Origin of the sequence: Microbacterium sp. CJ77 (assembly GCF_002911615.1) — a bacterium.
GTDB lineage: Bacteria > Actinomycetota > Actinomycetes > Actinomycetales > Microbacteriaceae > Microbacterium.
In genome coordinates this window covers 486,839-507,001 of record NZ_PQBR01000025.1, presented here as the reverse complement: position 1 = coordinate 507,001, position 20,163 = coordinate 486,839, and the positions used below count along the sequence as shown (strand labels likewise).

Genomic DNA, 20,163 nt, shown 5'->3' with positions numbered 1-20,163 from the left:
TTACTTAACACCAGCTGAGCGTACGGAAGCTGGCCGCGCTGGCTCGACGGGCCTGAGACGCGCATGCTTGCGCGATCAATCGCCTCGCCAGAGCATTCGTAGAATTCCTGATGTATCAGGCAAAACGGCATCACATGATGATCGTTCCCCGGCAAGCAGAGACCGACTCGCGACAAAAATGCGAACTTCCGTCGCGCCCCATGCGCAGTCCATCCGCTTCGGACTCGACGACGCGTGTTCAGTAGAGACTGACAATCACGCAATCGGGATCAGCCGTTGAAGTGCTTGACATCAAGATCGTCCGAGAAAACGCCATCCGCGATATCGTCCGCGGCGCCAGACTCCTCGCCCTCTATGACGACGCCCTCACCGACGGCGAGGTCAGTGAACGCAACTCCGTGCCGCTCCGCGAACATTCGGGCGCGCTTCGAGTACAGGGGTCGCCCGAGGTCGTTGAGCAGACCGTCGTGCACCGGGATCGCCTGACGAGGGCGTACGGCGGTGATGAAATCGACCATCTCGGCCATCTTGTTCCACGGCGCGTTCAACGGCACGAGCAGAGTGTCGGGCGCCGGGCCCGCGGGCACGATGAAACTGTCGCCCGGATGATAGACGAGGCCGTCGACGATGTATCCGGTGTTCGCGACGACGGGGATGTACGAATGGATGACGGCATGCTGCCCCCCGACCGTGCGCACCGAGAATCCGGCCGCCTCGAACTTCTCACCGGCACCCGTCGCAATGATCTGATCGGCATCGACTCCCGCGGCCGCGGCGGCCTCGATGAGGCGCGCGGCCGGCACCTCGGGTGCACGGACCGTAACCTGCGGGTGCGCCGCCAGGTACTCCAGCACGGGAGCCTCATCCAGGTGGTCGGGATGCTGATGCGTGACGAGGATGTGCTCCGCGCCGTCCAATGCGACGGACAGGTCGGTGTAGTTGCCCGGGTCGATCAGGATGCGACGACCAGCCTTCTCCAGACGCACACACGCGTGTCCGAACTTGGTCAACTCGATACGGATCATCTGTCCCACCTTGCTCTTGTTGTTTCGGTCTGTCGGCACCGTCGCCTTGAGGCAGCGCCTCGCTTTGCGACTGCTCTTCACTCGCTTTGCGACTGCTCTTCACTCGCTTTGCGACAGCTCCTCAGTTGTCGCGTTCGACCAGCGCCAGCACGCGTGCCGGGCTGCCGGTACCCCCGACGATCGGCAACGGGGCAACGATGATCACGGCACCCGTCGTGGGGATCCTGTCCAGATTCTGCAAAGACGTGATCCCGTAGGTGTCGCCCCCGAGGAGGAAATGGTGCATGGGTCGCGGGGGCGTCAGCTTGTCCGCCTGCCCCGCGTCGATCCCCAATGTCTCTACCCCCACACCCACGACCATCGGCGACTCAGCGAGCCACTTCGCGCAGGCGGCGGTGAAGCCGGGGGTGTGCGGACCGATCTCGTCGCGGTTGACGAACTTCGCCTCGTCCTGGCTGTATGCGCTCCATCCCGTGCGAACGAGCAACCAGGCGCCGGGCGGGAGCGGACCGTGCTGCGCTTCCCAGGCCTGCACGTGGTGCACGTCCACCAGAAAGTCGGCGTCCTCGGTTGCCTCGGCCGTGACATCGAGTACGACGGCGGGGCCGATCAGTCGCGTGAGTGGCACCTGCGAGACGTCGTCGCCGTCACGACCCGATGCCCAGTGGATCGGGACGTCGAGGTGCGTGCCCGTGTGCTCACCGATGTGGATGTTGTTGTGCTTCCACCCGGGCCCACGATCGTCATAGGCCGAGATCTCTTCGAGCTCGAACGGGGCCGGGCTCCCGAACGGGAACGGAAGTTTCAGACTGGGGGTGTTCTGCGTGAGCTTGTTGGTGAGATCGATGATCTCTACCCGCTCAGCACGCAACATGCCGGTCAGGTCGACCAGAGTTGTCATGGGATGCGCCTTCCTGGCGAAACGGCACGAGCCGGGAGTCGAGTCGGAGACCCCCGCAGAGCAGTGCGGGTCACGGTGTCTGCGCCCTACTCCGGCCGGGCCTGGCCCCACGGAGTGTTCAGGTGCGACTGCGAATCGCGCTCGTTCTTCAGGGGCCCGCCGACAGCGATATAGCGCGGACCGGCGATCAGGAGCTCCTCGGCCGGGAACTTGGTGATGACCTCGCAGCCGTCGGCCGTGACGACGACCTCTTCCTCGATGCGCGCGGCCCCCCAACCATCCGCGGCGGGCCAGTACGTCTCGAGCGCGAATACCATGCCCTCTTTGAGTTCCTCGGGGTGGTCGAAAGAGGTCAACCGCGAGAAGATCGGCTTCTCCCAGATCGACAGACCGATTCCGTGGCCGTACTGCAGCGCGAACGCCGACTCTTCGTCCGCGAATCCGAACTCGTGAGCCTGGGGCCAGACAGCGCAGATATCTGCTGTCGTCGCGCCCGGGCGGACGAGGGCGATCGCACGGTCCATGTAGAACTCAGACAGGTCCGCATCTTCGTCGCCGTCGCCGAGGAACTGCAGTTCAGCCGCGCTGCGGTTCGCTTGCATCTTCCGCAGTCCGTTGTGAGCGAGCAGGTCCGGCGACTCGAGATAGAACTCGGACTCGAACTCTTCGACCGCTCACGTCGCGCGATCCAGCTGACGGCAGACGGCGCCGCCATCCTGCGCCTCGCCCGCGACCTGCTCGGACGCGCGCAAGCGATTACCGACGAGGCAGGCCGACGCGTCGAGACACCCCGGGTGCAAAGACTCGGGGTGCCGAGCGGAATGGGACGAAGGCTGACCGCCATTCTGCGCTCTCTTGCCCTGCATGGGGTCACCGCGCGACCTCATGCGATCGACCCCGCCCGGCGAACGACGATGCTCCTGGACGGTTCGCTCGACGCCGCCATCATCCGCGGCGAGATCAGGAGCGACGCCCTGTGGACGTCTCATGTGTGGGACGAGAGGATCGTGGCCGCCCTCCCCGACCACCACCCGTTGGCCGAACGTGCCTTCGCCACCCTCCCCGAGCTAGCCGCGACCCCCGTCGCGATCGTCGAGAGGTCCGCCAACCCGGCCTTGCACGACCTGCTGAACGCAGCGTTGGCCGGCTCGGGTCGTGTCCTCACCCCCGGCATCCCCTTCTCGGGAATCGAATCGACGTTCGCCGAACTCGCCACGAGCCGAACGCCGATGTGGACCCCCGTTTTCGAGGGATACGAGGCGGAGCACTCCTACGAAGGTATGGTGACGCTTCCCGTCGAGCCCGCGCTCTACCTGCCGTCATTCCTCGCGGTGGGACCCCACATCACACGCCCGCTGCGGCAGTTGTACGTGGATGCGTGCCGCAGCGCGGGTACTCAGGGCTGAGCCGGGCTCACGCGACCCAGATGGTCTTCAGATTGCAGAACTCCCGAATACCTTCGACCGAGAGTTCACGCCCGAAGCCCGAGCGCTTGATGCCACCGAAAGGCAGCTCCGGGTAGGAGATCGTCATGCCGTTGACGAACACCGCGCCGCTTTCTAGACCGCGCTCCGCGCGGGCGATCTCGTCGGCATCTGTGCTCCAGAACGCCGACCCGAGCCCGAACGGGCTGTCGTTGGCGACCGACAGTGCCTCGTCAAGGGATGCCACCTTGTACATCGAGGCCACGGGGCCGAAGGCTTCTTCCTCGTACAGGCGCATGTCTGTGGTGATGTCCGCGATGACCGTCGGGGTGTAATACCAGCCCCCGGCGACATCATTCCGGCGCCCGCCCGTGACGACCGATGCCCCCTTGACTCGAGCGTCCTCCACGAGCTCCTCGAGCTCACGCAGCCCCGACTCCGTCGCGAGGGGTCCGATCTCGGTCAGATCATCGGCAGGGTCACCGATGACGAGCGCCGCCATGCGCTCGGCGAAGAGCGCCGAGAACTGGTCATATACGTCTTCGTGGATGATGAAGCGCTTGGCGTTGATACACGCTTGGCCGTTGTTGCTCGTCCGGGCCCTGACCGCGGTCTCGACCGCGGCATCGAGCCGTGCGGATGGCATGACGATGAACGGGTCGGAACCGCCGAGTTCGAGCACGGCCTTCTTCAGCACGCTTCCCGCCGCCGCACCCACGGAGCGACCCGCAGCCTCGGAGCCAGTCAGCGTGACGGCAGCGATGCGCGGATCGCGGATGACCGCCTCGACTCGTCGAGCCGCGATGAGGAGCGTCGAGAACGCGCCCTGCGGGAAGTCGGCGCGCGCGAAGAGCTCGCCTATGTAGACGGCGACCTGGGGAACGTTGGACGCGTGCTTGAGCAAGCCTGCGTTTCCCGCCATCAGGGCGGGGGCCGCGAAGCGCACGACCTGCCAGACCGGATAGTTCCAGGGCATGACGGCGAGCACAACACCCATCGGCTCGAAGCTCGTGCGCGCGGACGACGCAGAAACCGCGGCCGGGTCGTCGAGCTCCCGGCCCGTCAAGAACTTCTCCGCGTTGTCCGCGTAGAAGCGCATCGCATAGGCGGACTTCGCGACCTCGGCACGAGCCTGCGCAATCGGCTTGCCCATCTCGGCGGTGATGACGGCCGCGACCTCGTCCGCCTCCGACTCGAGGAGGTCCGCGGCGGCACGCATCCGCTCTGCGCGACCCGCGAAACCGAGCTCGGCGAGCAGGGGAACCGCGGCGGATGCTGCCGCGATGCGACTCTCGACAAACTCGTCCGAGTCCTCTTCGAACGCGGCGAGTTCGGCGCCCGACGACGGATTGATACTGCGAATGACAGCCATGGTCTCCTGGTTTCTGGGACGGACGGATCAGATGAGGATCGTGAGCGGATTCTCGATCCGACGTTGGAACGCGGCGAGCCACGTGGCAGCGACGGCACCGTCCAGAACCCGGTGGTCGGCCGACAGTGTCACGGTCATGACCTGGCCCACGCCGAGCTGGCCCGCGTCGTCCACGACGGGCACCGCCCGGGCGGCGCCCACCGCGAGGATTCCGGACTGGGGCGGATTGAGGATCGCCGAGAACTCGCTCGTTCCGAACATTCCGAGGTTCGACACCGAGAAGCTGCCCCCCTCGAGTTCGTTCTGCTTCAGGCGGCCCTCTCGTGCGCGACCGGCCATCTCGGCGACGGTTGCGCTGACCTGGCTGAGGGACTGGGTCTCGACGCCCCGCAGGACGGGGGTCGTCAGCCCACCCTCGGTTGCGACGGCGACCGAGATGTCGACCGACGAGAAGTGACGGATGCTGTCACCGTTCCAGATCGCGTTGGCCTCGGGAACCTCGACCAGGGCCGCGGCGACGGCCTTCAGCACGAAGTCGTTCACCGAGATCTTGCGCGGCGCGCTCTCATTAACCGTCCGGCGCAGCTCGAGCAGCGCATCGACGCGACAGTCGGCCACGAGGTAGAAGTGTGGCACCGTCGACTTGCTCTCGGTCAGGCGCCGGGCGATCGCCTTGCGCATGCGATCGAGGGGAACGTCGACGAAGGACGCGCCCGCGGTGGATGCGGATGCGGCGGGAGTCGGTGTGGTGGCCGGAGCCGCCGTCGGCTGCGCTGCGGGCGCTGCGGCGGGTGCTGCGGCGGGTGCCGTCACGGGTGCTGCAGCGAGGTGGCGTTCGAGATCGCGGCGGACGATACGTCCGTGCGGCCCGCTCCCCCTCACATCCGTGATCTCGACGCCTGCATCGGCGGCAAGGCGGCGCACGAGGGGGCTGGCGAACAGGCGACGGCCCGAGTCAGGTGCTGTCGCGTCACTCGGGTCCACGGGCGTCGGTGTCGGCGCCTCGGCTGCCTGAGCAGCCGTCGCGTCGTTCTCTTCCACCGGGGCGGCCGCCTGTGCGGCGGGCTCGGGTTCGGGTTCGGCGGAAGCGGCAGCTCCGGCAGTGACGCCCGCCGCGGCGAGCGCGAGCGCGATGGCAGTCTCGCCCTCGCCGTCGGCCAGCAGCACGATGATCGGCTCGCCCACCAACACGCTGTCGCCCTCGGCGACGAGGACACGACCGACCGTGCCGGCCTGTTCGGCAGAGAACTCCACGATCGCCTTGTCGGTTTCGATCTCGGCCAGCGGCTGGCCCACCGTGACGGAACTTCCCGCCGAGACGAGCCAGGTCTGGATCGCGGCCTCGGTCGCGCCGGCCAACACCTCCGGCATCCGGATGACGTCAGCCATGATCAGCCTCCCAATCCTGCGCGCACGGCCTCGAGACCGGCGACGACCTCGGGCGTGCGGGCGATCGCGGCCCGCTCGAGAACCTTCGAAATGCTCGGGGAAGCCTCTTGCCCGGTGACGCGGGCGATCGGCTGATCAAGCCAGTCGAAGAACCGACGCTGGATCTCGTCCGAGAGCCACGCGCCGTACGACGTGCCCTGCGCGCCCTGCTCGACGATGAGCACCGCGTTCGTCTTCTTGATGCTGTTGCCGATCGTGTCCCAGTCGATCGAGGCACGGTCGAGCCAGCGCAGGTCGATGAGCTCGGCATCCACGCCGGTCTGCTCGATCGCCTCGGCGGCGTCGTGGACCATCGACAGGTAGCTGATGACCGTGACGTCGCGGCCCTCGCGCACGATGGCCGCGCTTCCCGGGGGAATGATGTAGTCGAGGTCGCCGACGGGCACCTGGTCTGCCCGTCCGTACAGATCGACGTGCTCGATCACGAGCACCGGGTCTTCGAGGGCGAGGGCGGCGTTCATCAGACCGACGTAGTCCGTCGCGTTCGATGCGGCGACGATGCGCCAGCCGGGGCTGGTGGCGAAGATGCCCGCCGGATCCATCAGGTGCTGCGACCCGTAGCCGGAGCCGATCGCGACCTTGGTGCGCAGGACGAGCGGGACGGGGTTGTCTCCGCCGAACATGTGGCGCGCCTTGCCGATCTGGTTGAACACCTGGTCGGCCGCCACCCACATGAAGTCGGGGTACATGAACTCGACGACCGGTCGGAAGCGACCGTCGAGCGCGAGGCCCGCGGCGAGGCCGGTGAACGCGTTCTCGCTGATGGGCGTGCCCAGGACGCGCTCGTCGCCGTAGCGCTTCGCCAGGCCCTTGGTCGCGCCGTTGGTGCCGCCGTTCAGGCGGTGGACGTCTTCGCCCATCACCACGATCCGCGGGTCGACATCCATGCGGCGATCCATCACCTGGGCCACCGCGTCGACGAACTTCAGCGCGCGGGTCTCTCCAACCGCGCCGAGGGTCGTCAGGCTGGCAAGCTCCTGGCCGTCGCCCCGGACGCCCACGTTGACGAAGCTCGTCTCGGGCCACAGCTCGGGCTTGATGCGGCGTTTGCCGGCGTTGTCCGGGTCGGGCTGCAGCAGCTCACCGACGGCGTCGGACATCGCGGACTGGACGCGGGTGCGCAGGTCCGCCACCTGTGCATCGTCGATCAGCCCGCGCTCACGCATCCGTTTCGCCACCAGCTCGAGAGGATCGCGCGCACGCCATGTCGCCTCTTCGTCCTTGGTGCGGTAGCCGAACGCGCTGCCCGGGTAGGGACCGTTCTGATGGAAGAACCGATACACCTCGGCCTCGATGACCGTCGGGCCACCGCCCGAGCGCATTACGGCGGCCGCCTCTTGCGTCGCCAGGTAGACGGCGAGGGGGTCCATGCCGTCGACGCGCCACGAGGGGATACCGAATCCCTGCCCACGCACCGAGAAGCGCGTGTCGGCCGTAATCTCGTCAGCGCGCGTCGACACGGCGTAGAGGTTGTTCTCGATAAAGAACGACACGGGGAGCTTCCAGGCCGCGGCGAGATTCATCGACTCGAGCACGGACCCGATCTGCGCGGCGCCGTCGCCGAGATAGTTGATGGTGAGGTCTGACGTGCCGCTGTGCTTCTGGGCCCAGGCGTTGCCGGTTGCCATGGGCGCTCCGCCGCCGACGATGGCGTTCGTTCCGAGCGCACCTGCCTCGAACCACTGCAGGTGCATGGATCCGCCGCGACCGCGGCAGTATCCCTGCGCGAGGCCGAGGATCTCGGCGAGCGTGCGTTGCAGCACCTCTTGGATCACGTCGTTGACCGGCTCGGCGGGATCGATCACACCGCCCGAGACGTGGGTCAGCGCCTTGGCCAGGAACTGGTGATGACCTCGGTGCGAGCCGTTCACGCCATCCGCGGAGCGCAGCCCGACGATGGACCCGACCGCGCCGCCCTCTTGGCCGATGCTGGAGTGCGCCGGGCCATGCACCAAGCCTTCGCCCGCCAGCTCGAGCACGGTCTCTTCGAACGCGCGGATCAGATGCATCTGCGCGAGCATCGTGCCGAGCAGGGCCGGGCCAGCGGCATCCCAGTCGGCCTGGGTCGTCGTGAGCTCGTACCAGTCCACACCGGTTTGTAGGCGCTTCTTCTTCGGCATCCTCGCCTCAACTCCCTCGAACGACCCGGGACATCCCCGACCTGTGCAGGTTAGAGGAGGATTTGATCCAATGCAAGCACAAGAAGCAGCCATATCCTCAAAATCGCGGACAGTTCCTTGCTATCGGATACAATTCGACGATGGGCGGGGATGTGAAGATGATGACACGGAGGTCCTGATGAGCGTTGGCAACGGCATACCCGGCCTGCGGGGAACGGATCACATCGGCTTCACCGTGCCCGACCTCGATGAGGCGCACGCGTTCCTCGTCGATGTGCTCGGCTGCGATGAGATCTATCGGCTCGGCGCCAAACGGTCGAGCGACGACGACTGGATGCTCACGCATCTCGGCGTCCACCCCCGCACCGTCATCAGCGAGATCCGCTTCTACCGCCTCGGTCACGGGGCGAACTTCGAGGTCTTCCTCTACGAACCGGCCGACGGGCAGAATCCGCAACCGCGCAACAGTGATATCGGCGGGTTCCACATCGCCCTCTACGTCGACGACCTCGACGTGGCGGTCGAGTATCTTCGCAGTAAGGGGGTCGACGTCATGGGGAATCCCACCGCGAGCAAGCAGTCCGCCGAAGGGCAGCGCTGGATCTATTTCCGCAGCCCCTGGGGCCTCCAGTTCGAACTCGTGAGCTTCCCCGCGGGTAAGGCATACGAAAACTCGTCCGCACGCCTGCTCTGGCATCCGGCATACCCGCAACTATGAGGACCGAGAAAGATGCCCGCCGCATGAGCCACGGCGCAACCGGCGCAGCCATCGCCGACAGTCTGCGCGAGAGGATCCTCGCTGGCGCCTACGTGCCCGGCGAGAGACTGCGACCCGACGAAATCGCCGAAGAACACGGCGCAAGTCGCCTGCCGGTGCGCGAGGCTCTCCGCACGCTCGAAGCCGAGGGGTTGATCGACCTCGTCGCGAACACGGGAGCATGGATCTCGCGCATCACGATGGCGGAGTGCGAAGAGATGTATCAGATGCGAGAACGCCTCGAGCCGCTTCTTCTGCGCATGAACGTCCCCCACATCACGTCCGCGCTGGGCGACGACCTCGAGGCCCTCGCGCGCTCCATGGAGCAATCCACCGATGTCGAGAGGTTCCTTCAGCTCGACCGCGACTTCCACCTGTCAAGCCTGAAAGCGATCGAGACACCCGTCCTCGGCCCGACGGTCATGAACCTCTGGAATCGAACGCAGCACTACCGGCGGGCCGCGACGCGCCTGTTCTACCTCGAGGAGGACCGCAGCGTCCACCACGACCATCACCTCATCGTCAACGCGATCCGCAACGGTGACGCCGACGAAGCCGAACAGGTCCTCGCTCGACACATCCGCCGCAGCCGGCTCGAACTCTCGCGGCACCCCGAAGTATTCGGCTGAGCATGGCGACGGGCGGGCGTCGGCGACGTCGGTCCGTCACACGTTCGAACTTCGCAACCGCGGGTGCATCGTGCCCGGCTCACACGGCGACCGCCGAGGCGCGGCTCAGCTGCATCAACTGCTCCAGCGCCTCCGGCGGGAAGGCGCCGCCGGTGAAGGCGAGGAACTGCCGCATCGGCATGGACTCCACCATCTTCAGCTCGTCCGGGTTCTTCTCGGAGTGCTTGCGCTGTTCGTCGGTCATCCCCGCGCTCAGCCCCTGCATCAGAACGGGACCGACGACGGGATGCGCGAACCACTCGCCCACCGCCGACTCGAGGGTCAGCGGACGGACGCGGATGTCTCCGGCCAACGTGATCGTCTGTTCTGCAACGATGCGCGAGACGTCCTCGCCGATCTGGATCGCGTAGTCGCCCGCGGGCACGACCCATCCGGCCGACTCGATGTCCCAGTACGCGAACGCTCGCCGATCGAGAGCGAACTCGACCGTGCGGGACTCGCCCGGCTCGAGCCGGACCTTCGTGAACGCGCGGAGTTCGCGGGCCGCCCGGCGCACCGGACCGGCCGTGGTCGATACATAGAGCTGAACGACGTGCTTGCCCGCCACAGCGCCCGTGTTCGTGACCGTGACCGTCACGGCGGCGGTGTCCGACCCTGTGGTCTCGACCCGCAGGTCGCCGGTCTCGAACGTGGTGTAGCTGAGCCCGTACCCGAACGGGTAACGCACCGGCTGGGCCGCGGTCTCGTAGTGGCGGTACCCGACCATCACGCCCTCGCCGTAGCGCACGTGACCCTGCTCGCCCGGGAAGTTGTTCCAGCTCGGGTTGTCCTGCAGACGCAGCGGGATGGTTTCCGCGAGGTGCCCCGACGGATTCACGACGCCGAAGAGCACGTCGGCGATAGCCGACCCGCCCGCCTGACCGAGTAACCAACCCTCCACGATCGCGTCGACCTCGTCGTGCCACCCCTCGAGCGATACGACGCCCCCGTTGGAGAGCACGACGACCGTGCGCTCGGCGACGGCCGCGACCTCGCGAATCACGGCGATCTGCGCACCCGGCAACGAGAGCGTCGTCCGGTCGAAACCCTCGGACTCTTCGCGGTCGCTGAGCCCGGCGAACACGATCGCGACGCCCGCGCCCGAGGCGACCGAGACCGCTTCCCGGCGGTGCTGCTCGGCGCCCTCCGCGTCGGCCAGGACGAAGCCCGGAGCGTATTCCACACCGATCCCCCGGGCACCGGCGTGCTCGCGGATGCTGTCGAGAGCGGCGTCCGTTCGCGTCGCGTTGATGTGGGAGCTTCCGCCTCCCTGGAATCGCGGTTCGACCGCAAAAGCACCGACAACAGCGATGCGGGAGGGCGCCCCGAGCGGGAGTGTGGCCTGCTCGTTCTTCAGCAGGACGATGGAGTCCGCGGCGAGCGTCCGGGCGAGGGCGTGGTGCCCCTCGACATCCAGCTCGCCGCTCGCCGTGTGCGGCAGGCGCGCGAGCTGGACGACGCGGCGAACGGCCTCGTCCAACACGCTCTCATCCAGCCGTCCGCTCCGCACCGCGTCGACGATCTGCTGATCGGTCGATCCGCCACTGCCGGGCATCTCCAGGTCCATACCGGCCGCGACTGCCGCCACGCGATCGCTCACGGCGCCCCAGTCCGAGACGACCGCGCCCGCGAAGCCCCACTCGGTACGCAGGACGTCTGTGAGCAGCCACGGATTCTGCGACGCATAAACGCCGTTGATCTTGTTGTACGAGGCCATCACGGTGGCCGGTTGAGCCTCGGTGACGACACGCTCGAAAGCGGGCAGGTATATCTCCCGCAGCGTCCGCTCGTCGACGTCGGAGCTGATCCGCATCCGCTCGTGCTCCTGATTGTTGGCGGCGAAGTGCTTCACGGATGCCCCGGGACCGACCTCTTGCATGGCCGCCACGTGAGCCGCGCCCAGCACGCCCGAGAGCAGCGGGTCTTCGGAGTAGTACTCGAAGTTCCGGCCGCACAGGGGGGACCGCTTGATGTTGACGCCGGGGCCCAGGACGACGGAAACGCCGAAAGCCAGCGCCTCTCGGCCGACGGCAGCGCCCACCTGGCGCGCGATCTCGGGATCCCAGCTCGAGCCGACGGCGACGGCCGGCGGAAAACAGGTCGACGGCTCGGCGGCGTTGATGCCCAGGTGGTCGGACCCGCCGGTCTGACGACGGATGCCGTGGGGTCCGTCCGTCAGCACGATGGACGGGATGCCCGCCTCGGGGATCTCCTTCGTGCTCCAGAAGTCGCGCCCGGAGAGAAGCGCTGCCTTCTGCTCGAGGGTCAGGGAGGTGAGGTCGGGATTCATGAGGCCGCTCCGGTCTGCGTGAGGGATCGTTCGAGTTCCGCCCGGAGGGCGTCGGAGGCACCGGGGATGTACTCGAGCAGCGTCGCGATCGTCATCGCGGCCGCCTCCGGCGCCTTGGCGTCCAGGGGAACCCCCGGAAAGTGGGTGCCGAAGACGTCGGTGAATCGCCGCCATGCCGCGGGGTCATCGGAAACCTCGCGCAGGGTCGAGTCGAGGCTGAGGGCGACCGGGGCGGGCCCATCCGGCAGCGCGTACGTCCACGAGTGCTCCCCCGCATCCGTCACCTCCGCCGTGAGTCCCTCGGGGTGCAGCGGCAGGACGACCTCAGCCGACGTGCCGCGCGGGATCTCGACCGTGACCCGCGCCGAGCCGGAGTCCACCGCCCACTCGACGCGCACCGGGCCGTGCACCGTGTCGTGGCGCAGCGACGCCGAGGTCAGGTCGCCGCCGGGCCGAGGGGCGATCCGCATGCGGCGGTACCCGGGTTCGAGCAGGGTCAGCCCCCCGATGGTGCGATGCATCCAGTCCACGACCGCGCCGAGCGCGTAGTGGTTCAGGGAGGTCATGCCCGACGGGTTGATGGTGCCGTCGGGACGCACCGAGTCCCACCGCTCCCAGATCGTGGTCGCGCCCATCGTGACCGGGTACAGGAACGACGGGCATCCCGTCTCGAGCAGCATCAGGTACGCCGCGTCGAGGTGCCCCGTCGACGAGAGGGCGTCGGTGACGAGCGGGGTTCCCGCGAAGCCCGTCGAGATCCGGTAGGCGGCCTGCGCGACGATCTCGGCCAGCCGGTCACCGGCGTGCTTTTTCTGAGCATCGTCGAGGATGTCGAAGACGATCGCGAGCGCGTAGGCGGTTGCCGTCTCGTTGACGACGCGGCCGCGGGCGGTGACGTACTCGTCGAGGAATGCCCGCCGAACACGTTCGGAGAGCCGCTCGAACTCGTCGGCATCGTCGGATCGATCCAGGATGCGTGCGGTCTCGGTCATCTCGCGGGTCGTCCGGCAGAGGTAGGCGGCGGCGACGAGGTGCCGGTCGGTCTTCCCGCCGGCCGGATTGTTCTCGGGCGCGTCCGGGTCGAGCCAGTCCCCGAACTGGAAGCCCCCGCTCCAGAGGCCGTTCGCATCGAGCGACGCGGCGACCTGACGGATGAACGTGGTCATCGACGCGTACGCATGGGCGAGGATCTGCTCGTCGCCGTACTCGCGGTACAGGGCCCACGGCAGGCTGACCGCGACATCGCTCCAGAGCGCGGTCGGCGAGGACGGCGTCGAGAGGACGTCGGGCACGACCCAGGGCACGAATCCCTTCTCGCGCTGTTCCGCGGCGAGGTCCTGCAGCCACGACCCGAGCACCCCACGCACGTCGTACAGGAAGGCGGCAGACGGGGTGAAGGCGTTGATGTCCCCCGTCCAGCCGAGGCGCTCGTCCCGCTGCGGACAGTCCGTGGGAACGCCCACGAAGTTTCCGCGCATCGACCAGACCGCGTTGGAGTGCAGCTTGTTCAGCAACGGATTCGAGGTCTCGAGCCATCCGGTGCGCGTCATATCGGAGTGGATGACGACGGCCTGGAAATCGTCGGGCGTGGGGACGCCCGGCCATCCCTCGACCTCCACGTAGCGGAATCCGTGGAACGTGAAGCGCGGCTCCCACGTCTCGCGCCCCTCACCGGCGAGCGTGTAGCGGTCGGTCGCCCGCGCGGTCCGGATCGTCTCGTAGTCGGGCTCACCGCCCGTCATCACCTCGGCGTGGCGGAGCGTGATCTCGGTACCGGCCGGGCCCTCGACCGAGATGCGCACCCAACCCGAGACGTTCTGCCCGAAGTCGACGACGGTGCGGCCGGCGGGCGTGCTCAGAATCTCGACGGGAACGAGCGCGTCGATGCGGCGGATCGGCGGAGCGGATGCCTCGAACAGCGTGTCTGCCGACCAGTCGAACGACTCCACGTCGCCCCAGGCGGAGTCGTCGAAGCCGAAGGTGTCCCACCCGGTCGGCTCGACCCGGGCGTCGTAGGTTTCGCCGTCGTAGATGCTGTTGACCCCGACGCCCCCGGTGCCCGCCCGAAAGGCGGTGTCGGTCGCGATCACGTCGACCGAACCGTCGGCGTACTCGAGCTCGAGGTGCAGCCATGCTGCCGGGCGGTCCGCGAAGTGATTGCGCACACCGTCCCAGCCGAGTCGGCCCAGCGCCCAGCCTTCGCCGAGCACCGCGCCGAGGGCATTGCCGCCGACGACGATGCCCCCGGTCACATCGTGCGTGCTGACCGCGAGCCGGTGACGGTACGACGTCCACCCGGGCGCGAGGACCTCGGCACCGACCACCTCGCCGTTCAGGTGCGGTTCGATGAGGCCGAGCGCCGTCACCCGCAGAGTCGCGCGAACGGGCTGCTCGGCGACCGCGAACTCGCGGCGCAGGTACGCGGCGGGTTCGCCGCTCGCCCCCGTCGAGGTGACGGGGGTGATGAACGCGGCGGACGGGGCGATGGGCACGATGAAACTCCTCGGAGAGCGGATGTTCGGGGTGCTGATCGTCGACCGATGGACCGGCCGGCCCTCAGCGGACGGAGCGCACCTTCAACACGACCAGGCCGCCGAGGACCGTGAAAATCCCCGCGACGATGTACAGCAGGGTGTAGTTCTTGTCACCGACCGCCGACGCGCCGACCGCAAGGAACACCGGGGCGATGAACGGGGCGACGGCCTGCGGGATCGACACGGCGAAGCCGATGATGCCCATGAAGCGTCCCGCGTTCGTATCCTTTTCCGGCAGGACGTCGAGGATCAGCGCCTGGTCGACGGCGGCGAACATTCCGATACCGACCGACGTGATGAGCGATCCCGCGTACAGCATGGTGATGTCGGCGGCGAAAGCCATCACGATCGCGCCCGCCGCGAACAGGACGGCACCGGCAAGCACGAACAGGCGACGACGGCGGAGCTTGTCGGAAAGGAATCCGCCACCGATCGCGCCGACCGTGGTTGCGAGGATGCCGAAGAGGCCGAGCGACGCGATGATCGGAGCGACCTCGACGACGTCCACGCCGAGCCTCGACGCGAAGAAGAATGCGGTGAACGTGGTGTTGAGGGTCAGACCGAAGTAGAAGAGGAAGCGCCCGAGCCAGACCCAGGAGAAGTCGGGGTATGTCCGCGGGTTGTAGAGGTACTTGCTGAAGAGCGTGCCGAGCGAGAGCGTGTCGGCGAAGCGCGCACCGCGCGTGTCCGCTTCACGCGTGAACAGAACGAACAGGATGACGGCGATGACGCCGATCAGGCCGGGCAGAAGGAACAGCAGGAGCGCGTTACCCGCGAAGCTGCCCGCGATCACGACACCGACAACGGGAGCCACCTGGGTCGCGAAGCCGGCCAGACCGGCCACCTTGCCGCGCTGGGTCTCGGAGAGCTTGTCGGCCATCGAGGTCTGCAGATTCTGGAAGACCTGACCCCAACCGATCTGGGCCAGGATCCATCCCGCGCCCAGCACCCAGACATTCGGGGCGAGGGCCATGACGACGAGCGAGAGAACGCCGAGCGTCATCCCCGCGACCATGAAGGGCCGACGGCGTCCCCAGCGAGTGCGCGTGCGGTCGCTCAGGACCCCGAACAGCGGAGCGGTCAGCATGACGGCCAGCGCGCCCGAGCCGGCGATGTAGCCCAGATACTCTTCGCGGCCGGGCGCGAGCTCGGACAGTCGGATCGACAACGAGATCGCCAGCGGGGTGATGAAGGCGACGAAAACACCGAACTGGCCGAGAACCTGGAACCAGATATACGACGCGCTGGCCTTCTGACCCGTCGGCGGGACGCTCGGGTCGATCACGACCTCGTCGAGCGCACCGGGAACGGCGGGGAGGGATTGCGGTGCCGCGAGCGGGAAGGCCGCAGCGTCGTCCGAGTGCATCGTCATAGAAGACTCCATTGTCACAATTGCGAGAGGATTACTAGCGCGAGCTAGCTTGCAGCAGAGTAGCGGAGACTACTAGCACGCGCAAGTTATTTTGCGAGGCACCGTCGGCCGACAAGAGACCAGCCCCTGAAGCAATACCATGAACCCGGAGGATCCGTGTCGGACAGGACAGCAGAGCGACGGGTGACCGCGGCGGACATCGCCCGTGAGGTGGGTGTTTCTCGCGCCACCGTCGGCTTCGTCCTGAACTCGACTCCGGGCCAGACCATCTCAGAGGCGACCCAAGAGAAGGTCCTGGCCGCAGCGCGACGACTCGGCTACCGCCCGCACCTGGCCGCCCAGGCCCTCGCGAGCGGGCGCAACAGGATCATCCTCCTCGTGCTCCCCGACTGGCCGATCGACTACAGCATGCGCCGCCATGTCGACGAAGCATCCGCGGCCCTCGACCAAGCGGGTTACTCGCTCGTGACGATGACACCTCATCCGGGCGGAAACGCACGACCGCTCTGGGAGACCCTGCAGCCCGACGTCGTGATGGGAATGCTCCCGTTCGGCGAGGAGCTGTTCGACGAGATCCGCGCGTCGGGCGTGGGCGCCGTCATCCCGCAGCCGACCGAGTCCACCGAGGACGACGAGCAGCCCTTCAGCTTCAGCCAGGGCCCCCGCCTACAGGTCGAACACCTCGTCGAGCGACAGCGCCGACGGCTGGCCTACGCGGCGTCAGCGGATCCGCGCCTCGCCGAACTGGCGGCATCCCGATACGAACTCGCCGCCGCGACCGCACGACAACACGGCATCGAGGACGTCCCGCACGCCGCCGTCGACGCCGCGAACGTCCGCGAGATCGTGAGCGGCTGGCGGCAGGCTGGGGTTACCGGCATCGTCGCGTACAACGACGACGTCGCGGCCCTCGTCGTCGGCGCCGCCCTCCGCGAGGGAATCGCCGTGCCCCGCGACATCGCCGTGATCGGGCACGACGACGCTCCCATCTCCAGCGTGTTCGTCCCGTCTCTCTCGACCGTCCACGTCGACGACGAGGGGCTCGGCCGTTACTTCGCCGACCTTGCTCTGGCGGCCGCCGCCGGCGAGGATCCGCCTCGTCGGCAGCACAGCCCGCAGGTCACTCTGCGGGTGCGCGAGTCGACCGCCTGATCCGACTGCACATCCTGATCCGACTCGGACCGGAGGTCATGACCGGGCTACTGGTTCACCTCCGGGCCGCGAGCGATTCGCGACGCCAAGCTGCCGCGAGTTGGCCTGGGGTTTTGTGGAGCCACCTAAGGGAATCGAACCCTTGACCTATTCATTACGAGTGAATCGCTCTGCCGTCTGAGCTAAGGTGGCGCGCGCCGCTTGCGCGATGCACAAGCAACGATCTTACAGGCTGCCGAGCCGCGCCGTGAACTCGCGCGCGACCGCACCTCGACCTGCCACGCCGAGTGCGCCGGTTAGTACCGAATGCACCCCTGACGCCCGGCGAACAGGTGGCGCACTCGGCAACACTTGGCGCACTCGGCACCCCGCGGGCTGCGCGGCGCGGGTGCTACTCGCAGAGCCCGTCCGGTGGCACGGTGCCGTCGATCAGGTACGCCTCGACCGCGTCGTCAACGCACACGTTGCCCTTGTTGTAGCCCGTGTGCCCCTCGCCCACGTTCGTGATCAAGGTGCCGGACTCGAGCTGTTCGGCCAGGGCCACCGACCAGGCGTACGGGGTCGCGGGGTCACCCGTGGTCCCCACGACCAGGATCGGCGCGGCACCGGCCGCAGCGATCGGTCCCCGCGTTCCGGTCGGTTCGTGCGGCCACACGTCACACGGGTCGGGGCCTTCCCAGTACGGCGCGATCGTCGGGGCCTCAGCGTCGATGCGGGCATTGGATGCATCCTGATCCGCCTGCGAGCCGTCCACCGGGTAGTCCATGCAGTTGTAGGCGCGGAAGGCCTCGGCAGAGTTATCGGTGTACACACCGCCCTCCCGACCGTTGTAGAAGTCAGCCAGCAGGAAGGCCGTCTCGGGGTCACCCTGGAGCGCTTCGTCGAGCGCCTGCGTCAGGAAGCCCCAGCTCTCCTGCGAGTACAGGGCGGCGACGATGGCCGTCACCAGGCTGTCCGCGCCGAGCTCCCGCCCATCGCTGGCGGGAAGCGGCGTGCGGTCGACACTCGCCAGAAGCGCACCGAGGTCTGCCATCGCCTGATCCACCGACCCGCGGAACGGGCATTCCTGCGTCGTCAGGCAGTCCGCCATGTACGCCCGCAGCGCGTTCTCGAACCCGATCGCCTGCTCGGTGCCGACCTCGAGACCCGAGATGGACGGATCGATCGCCCCATCCAGCACCATGCGCCCCACGTTCTCGGGGTACAGGTCGGCATACGTCGCGCCGAGGAAGGTACCGTACGAATACCCGAGGTAGTACAGCTCGTCGTCGCCGAGCACGGCGCGCAGCAGATCCATGTCGCGCGCAGCGCTGACCGTGTTGATGAACGGCAGGATGCCCTGACTGTTGTCCTCACAGGCATCGGCGAACGCGGTGTTGCGGTCGGTCAGCTCCGCCTCCCATTCGGCCGAACCTCGCGGGTTTGTCGGCAGGTCGTAGAGGTAGGCGTCCATGTCGGCGGCGTCGAAGCAGCGCACGGCCGTCGACTCCCCCACCCCGCGCGGGTCGAAACCGATGATGTCGTAGGACTCCTGCAGTGCGGACCCGACCGCGAAGTCGAGCGAGTCGCGGATGAGCGAGACACCGCTCGCGCCGGGGCCGCCGGGGTTCGTCAGGAGGGATCCGATCCGGTCGGGCCCGGTCGCGGCCGAGCGGATGACCGAGAGCTCGATGGTTCCGGCCGAAGGGTCTTCCCAGTCCAGCGGGGCCGCGACCATCGCGCACTCGAAGCCGCCGCAGTCGCTCCACGAGACCTCCTGCTCGTAGAAACCGTCGAGCGTCGTCGGGTCTTCTATCGCGGGCGCGGACGAGGTCGCGTTCTCGGGAATGGCCGCGTAGAGGCATCCGCTCAACATCACGGAGGCCGCCACCAGAGCGATCGAGGCGCGCAGGATGCGGCCCGCAAGACGTGCGGGGCCGCGGCGTTCGGTACGGGTCACGAGATCCTTCCGGTCGCCGCGGTCACGAGCATGCTCTCGAGGGCGAGAGCCGGCGCGGCATTCTGTTCAAGGTTACGACGGGTCACCTGCAGCTGATCCAGCACCGCAAGCGTTCGTTGGGGCGTCCACGCGGATGCGGCGGCACGCAGTTCCGGCTCGAGTTCGACGTTCACGAGGTCGGTGTCGCGGCCGAACTGCAGCATGACGATGTCGCGGAACATCGACTGCAGGTCGGTGAGGACGCGGTCGATGCCATCTCGGAGGCTCCGCGTGGCGCGACGCTTCTGGTCTTCGTCGAGGGCACTCAACTGCGAGCGGACCGCGGGCGGCACCGCCTGGCCCTCCGTGACGCCGATCGTGCGGAGGAATTCGGCACGCTCGGTCGCGTCGCGCTCTGCCGTGAGCGCCTTGGCATCGTCGGTCGCGACCTCGACGATACGAGCGGCGACCGTCACGACGTCCCCGACGTTGCGGACCGCGAGCACGGCACGCAGCGTCTCTTCGCGCCTCGCGCGGGCGGATTCGTCCGTGGCGAGGCGCTGGGCCATACCGATGTGCCGCTGCGCGTGCCGTGCGGCCTGCTCGGCGATCTCGGGCGATGCACCGGTGCGCTCGGCGACGAGGCGCGCCACGTCCGCAACCTCGGGCTCGCGCAGCCGCACCGACCGGACGCGGGAGCGGATGGTTGGCAGCAGGTCGGCCTCGCTGGGCGCGCACAGAATCCACACCGTGCGCTCGGGCGGCTCTTCGAGCGACTTGAGCAGGACGTTGGAGGTGCGCTCGGTCATCCGGTCCGCGTCCTCGACGACGATCACGCGGTGACGCCCGAGCGAGGGTGAATATGCAGCGCGCTCGACGAGCTTGCGGGCCTCGTCGATCGTGATGATGACACGCTCGGTGCGGAGCGCGGTGAGGTCTGGATGTGTGCCCGCGAGCACCTGGCGCATCGCACCCTGATCGTGCTCGTCGTTCGCGATGAGCGCCGCGGCGAACGCGTAGGCGAGGGTGGAGCGCCCCGAACCCGGGGGGCCAGTGAGCAGCCAGGCGTGCGTCATCCCCTCGGCATCACCGCTCGCCGCGGCGGACAGCGATGCGACGGCGGCGTCCTGACCCCAGACGGCGCCCCAGGGAAGGGCTGCGGGGACGGGGCTGGGCACTCC

At 67.8% G+C, this 20,163-nt stretch carries 15 protein-coding genes and 1 tRNA gene; 4 read left to right on the top strand and 12 right to left on the bottom strand.

Annotation, left to right across the window (positions count from 1 at the left end; all coding sequences use genetic code 11):
- Nucleotides 1-269: 269 nt before the first annotated feature.
- From C2868_RS17125 to C2868_RS17315, 3 genes are all read right to left on the bottom strand, one after another.
- On the bottom strand, nucleotides 270-1,025 hold the full coding sequence (locus C2868_RS17125) for an MBL fold metallo-hydrolase (protein ID WP_103663575.1): 756 nt from the start codon (nucleotides 1,023-1,025) through the stop codon (nucleotides 270-272).
- 121 nt (nucleotides 1,026-1,146) lie between these two features.
- Complete coding sequence (locus C2868_RS17120) at nucleotides 1,147-1,926, bottom strand: cyclase family protein (RefSeq protein ID WP_103663574.1); 780 nt, start codon at nucleotides 1,924-1,926, stop codon at nucleotides 1,147-1,149.
- An 86-nt stretch (nucleotides 1,927-2,012) separates the two neighbouring features.
- On the bottom strand, nucleotides 2,013-2,528 hold the full coding sequence (locus C2868_RS17315; protein ID WP_051514215.1) for a Xaa-Pro peptidase family protein: 516 nt from the start codon (nucleotides 2,526-2,528) through the stop codon (nucleotides 2,013-2,015).
- Here C2868_RS17315 and C2868_RS17115 point away from each other — a divergent pair.
- Nucleotides 2,472-3,332 carry a LysR family transcriptional regulator gene (locus C2868_RS17115; RefSeq protein ID WP_036301807.1) on the top strand — a complete coding sequence of 287 codons (861 nt, stop codon included), beginning with the start codon at nucleotides 2,472-2,474 and terminating at the stop codon, nucleotides 3,330-3,332. The genes C2868_RS17315 and C2868_RS17115 overlap by 57 nt on opposite strands.
- Nucleotides 3,333-3,339: 7 nt before the next feature.
- On the opposite strand, the gene C2868_RS17110 is transcribed toward C2868_RS17115, so the two are convergent.
- From C2868_RS17110 to C2868_RS17100, 3 genes are read right to left on the bottom strand one after another with little or no spacing between them, the layout of a single operon-like run.
- Nucleotides 3,340-4,722, bottom strand: a complete 1,383-nt coding sequence (locus C2868_RS17110) for an aldehyde dehydrogenase family protein (protein WP_036301794.1) — start codon at nucleotides 4,720-4,722, stop codon at nucleotides 3,340-3,342.
- Nucleotides 4,723-4,749: 27 nt separating this feature from the next.
- A complete protein-coding gene (locus C2868_RS17105; protein WP_100814177.1) occupies nucleotides 4,750-6,111 on the bottom strand; it encodes a dihydrolipoamide acetyltransferase family protein in 1,362 nt (453 codons plus the stop codon).
- 2 nt (nucleotides 6,112-6,113) lie between these two features.
- Nucleotides 6,114-8,291 (bottom strand): thiamine pyrophosphate-dependent enzyme, encoded by a 2,178-nt coding sequence (locus tag C2868_RS17100; protein WP_036301784.1) that lies wholly within the window; start codon nucleotides 8,289-8,291, stop codon nucleotides 6,114-6,116.
- A 178-nt stretch (nucleotides 8,292-8,469) separates the two neighbouring features.
- Between C2868_RS17100 and C2868_RS17095 the strand changes: the two genes are divergently transcribed.
- Nucleotides 8,470-9,009 carry a VOC family protein gene (locus C2868_RS17095; protein WP_036301782.1) on the top strand — a complete coding sequence of 180 codons (540 nt, stop codon included), beginning with the start codon at nucleotides 8,470-8,472 and terminating at the stop codon, nucleotides 9,007-9,009.
- Nucleotides 9,010-9,032: 23 nt separating this feature from the next.
- Nucleotides 9,033-9,677 carry a GntR family transcriptional regulator gene (locus tag C2868_RS17090; protein ID WP_036301780.1) on the top strand — a complete coding sequence of 215 codons (645 nt, stop codon included), beginning with the start codon at nucleotides 9,033-9,035 and terminating at the stop codon, nucleotides 9,675-9,677.
- 79 nt (nucleotides 9,678-9,756) lie between these two features.
- On the opposite strand, the gene C2868_RS17085 is transcribed toward C2868_RS17090, so the two are convergent.
- From C2868_RS17085 to C2868_RS17075, 3 genes are all read right to left on the bottom strand, one after another.
- On the bottom strand, nucleotides 9,757-12,006 hold the full coding sequence (locus tag C2868_RS17085) for a glycoside hydrolase family 3 C-terminal domain-containing protein (RefSeq protein WP_036301779.1): 2,250 nt from the start codon (nucleotides 12,004-12,006) through the stop codon (nucleotides 9,757-9,759).
- Entirely contained in the window at nucleotides 12,003-14,498 is a 2,496-nt protein-coding gene (locus C2868_RS17080; protein WP_036301777.1) for an alpha-L-rhamnosidase, read from the bottom strand. Before C2868_RS17080 ends, C2868_RS17085 begins: the two co-directional genes overlap by 4 nt.
- 64 nt (nucleotides 14,499-14,562) lie before the next feature.
- On the bottom strand, nucleotides 14,563-15,912 hold the full coding sequence (locus C2868_RS17075; protein WP_051514204.1) for an MFS transporter: 1,350 nt from the start codon (nucleotides 15,910-15,912) through the stop codon (nucleotides 14,563-14,565).
- A 156-nt stretch (nucleotides 15,913-16,068) separates the two neighbouring features.
- On the opposite strand from C2868_RS17075, the gene C2868_RS17070 reads away from it, so the two are divergent.
- Entirely contained in the window at nucleotides 16,069-17,064 is a 996-nt protein-coding gene (locus C2868_RS17070; RefSeq protein ID WP_051514202.1) for a LacI family DNA-binding transcriptional regulator, read from the top strand.
- A 116-nt stretch (nucleotides 17,065-17,180) separates the two neighbouring features.
- Here the strand turns inward: C2868_RS17070 and C2868_RS17065 are convergent.
- The 3 genes from C2868_RS17065 to C2868_RS17055 all read right to left on the bottom strand — a co-directional run bounded on the left by C2868_RS17065 (nucleotide 17,181) and on the right by C2868_RS17055 (nucleotide 20,160).
- Nucleotides 17,181-17,256, bottom strand: a tRNA-Thr gene (locus tag C2868_RS17065).
- 199 nt (nucleotides 17,257-17,455) lie between these two features.
- A complete protein-coding gene (locus C2868_RS17060) occupies nucleotides 17,456-19,003 on the bottom strand; it encodes an alpha/beta hydrolase (RefSeq protein WP_374935795.1) in 1,548 nt (515 codons plus the stop codon).
- Nucleotides 19,000-20,160, bottom strand: coding sequence for a DNA polymerase III subunit delta' (locus C2868_RS17055; protein WP_036301770.1), 1,161 nt, complete (start codon nucleotides 20,158-20,160; stop codon nucleotides 19,000-19,002). Before C2868_RS17055 ends, C2868_RS17060 begins: the two co-directional genes overlap by 4 nt.
- Nucleotides 20,161-20,163 lie beyond the last annotated feature (3 nt).